This is a genomic window from Candidatus Pelagibacter communis (genome assembly GCF_001180185.1).
Classification (GTDB): Bacteria; Pseudomonadota; Alphaproteobacteria; order Pelagibacterales; family Pelagibacteraceae; genus Pelagibacter; species Pelagibacter ubique_F.
The window spans coordinates 1-2476 of the sequence record NZ_CVSS01000058.1; the positions used below are offsets into that span (position 1 = coordinate 1).

Consider the following 2476-nt stretch of genomic DNA (forward strand, 5'->3'; position numbering starts at 1 on the left):
AATTATTTTCTCATAGTTATTTTTTAAATTTTTGTAATTTCTTTTATGTTCTATAGTTTTTTTAAAGAAACTATAAATCTCATGATAACTTGCAATAATAACATTATATCTAAATTTTTCTAAAGCTTGATTAATTTTGTTTATAATTTGATTAGTAAAAATTTCTATTTCATCATTATGTTCAATTAGATTATTTTTAGTAACTTCTAAAATTTCTTCATTAAGTAACCAAAATTTTTGGATAAACTTATAAGAAGAAATTATTCCATCGTCTGACCATTGAATATCTTTTTCTGGTGGACTGTCTGCTAAAATAAAAAAACGTACTGCATCTGCACCATATTGTTCTATAATATTTTGAGGATCAATTGTGTTTTTTTTTGATTTTGACATAGACTCTGAAGGTCCAACTTTTATCTTTTTATTTTTGTTCTTTTTTAAATAGTAATCTTTTCCATTATTTGTGAATACTTCATCTGGACTAAGCCAATTATTAGCCTCATCTTTATAAGTTTCATGACAAACCATACCTTGAGTAAATAATCCTTTAAATGGTTCTTTAATTTTTATTTCATCATTATTTAAATTTAAAGCACGCATAAAAAATCTTGAATATAACAAATGTAAGATTGCATGTTCTACACCTCCTATATATTGATCAACTGGCATCCAATAATCTATATCGGATTTATTAAAAGGTTTTGCCTCTTCTTTTGCTGAACAAAATCTCAGATAATACCATGAGGAGTCCACAAAAGTATCAAGAGTATCTGTTTCACGGGTATATTTCTTTCCGCTGAGGGTAATTTTTTTCCAATCTTCTTTTGCATCAAGTGGATTCCCATTAGTATTAATATCTATATTTTCTGGTAATTTTACTGGTAATTCATTTTCAGGAATTTTTATAATGTTTGAATTTTCGTCGTAAGCTACTGGTATAGGACATCCCCAATACCTTTGTCTGGATATTCCCCAATCTTTCAATCGATAATTTATTTTTTTTTTTCCTAATTTTTTTTCTTCCAGCAACTCAATTGTTTTTTTTATTGACTCATCAGGTGCTTTAAATCCATTCAGATAATCTGAATTTATTAAAACTCCAGGACCAGCGTAAGCTTCATCAGTAACTTTAAATGTGTCTGGTTGATCTAAAGGTCTCACAACTGTGTTGATCTGTAACTTATATTTTTTCGCGAAATCAAAATCTCTTTGATCATGTGCAGGACATCCAAAAACTGCTCCAAATCCGTAATCCATTAAAACAAAATTTGCAAAATAAACAGGAACTTCATTTTTATTATTGAGAGGATTTATAGCTTTTAAGTTTGTTTTGTAACCAATTTTTGAAGCTTGAGCGATTGACTCTTCTGTAGTGCCAGTTTTTGCGCATTCTTTTCTAAATTTTTGAAAAGCCTCATCATCTTCATAGAATTTTGCAATAGGATGATCAACCGATAAAGCTAAGAATGAAAATCCAAATAATGTGTCCGGTCTTGTTGTATAACATTTTACAATATCTATTTTATCTGAGCCTTTAATTTTGAAATCAATTTCACAACCGTAGGATTTACCAATCCAATTCTTTTGCATGGTTTTTACCTTATCTGGCCAACCATCTAAAAAAGACAAGTTAGAAAGTAGTTCCTCTGAAAAATGTGAAATTTTAAAAAACCATTGATTCAATTTCTTTCTTTCAACAATTGCTCCAGATCTCCAGCCTTTACCGTCAATTACTTGTTCATTTGCTAGCACAGTTTTATCGATTGGATCCCAATTTACATAACTTTCTTTCCGATAAACTAGACCTTTATCATATAAATCCAAAAAAAGTTTTTGTTGGTGCTTATAATATTCGGCAGAACAAGTTGAAATTTCTCTGCTCCAATCAATTGATAATCCTAATTGTTTAAGCTGAGATTTCATTGTTTCAATGTTTTTTTCGGTCCAATACCGTGGATTTAGTTTATTTTCTTTAGCAGCATTTTCGGCAGGCATGCCGAAAGAATCCCACCCCATTGGATGTAGAACATTAAAACCATTTAAAGATTTAAATCTAGATAGAACATCTCCAATTGTATAATTCCTTACATGACCCATGTGAATTTTGCCTGACGGGTACGGAAACATTTCTAAGCAATAAAATTTCTTTTTTTGTGAATTTTTCTCTACTTGGAAACTGTTATTGCATTTCCAAAAATTTTGCCACTTAGCTTCAACTTCTTTAAACTTATACCTTGATGGGCTGGACATAAAAATAAGTTTTATTTAAAATAATTTACCTGGAATTTTATATTCACCGAATTCCTCTTTAACTTTAGAGATATCTTGTGTTTCAATTTCAGCAGCTTTTTTTAATATCGCAAATTTGATTTCATTGTTTGTTGAATTATTTAGTTCATTTATTACACAATTGTTGAATGTTTAGAAAAATTGGAATATGAAAATGAAATAAAATGGCCAAGTGTTGAAAAGAAAT

1 protein-coding gene is annotated in these 2476 nt (G+C 29.1%); it reads right to left on the reverse strand.

The genetic code is table 11. The features are described 5' to 3' along the window. A partial coding sequence (gene leuS / locus AMN95_RS05295) for a leucine--tRNA ligase (protein ID WP_075522918.1) occupies positions 1–2250 on the reverse strand: 2250 nt, incomplete at its 3' end. Between the last annotated feature and the right edge of the window lie 226 nt (positions 2251–2476).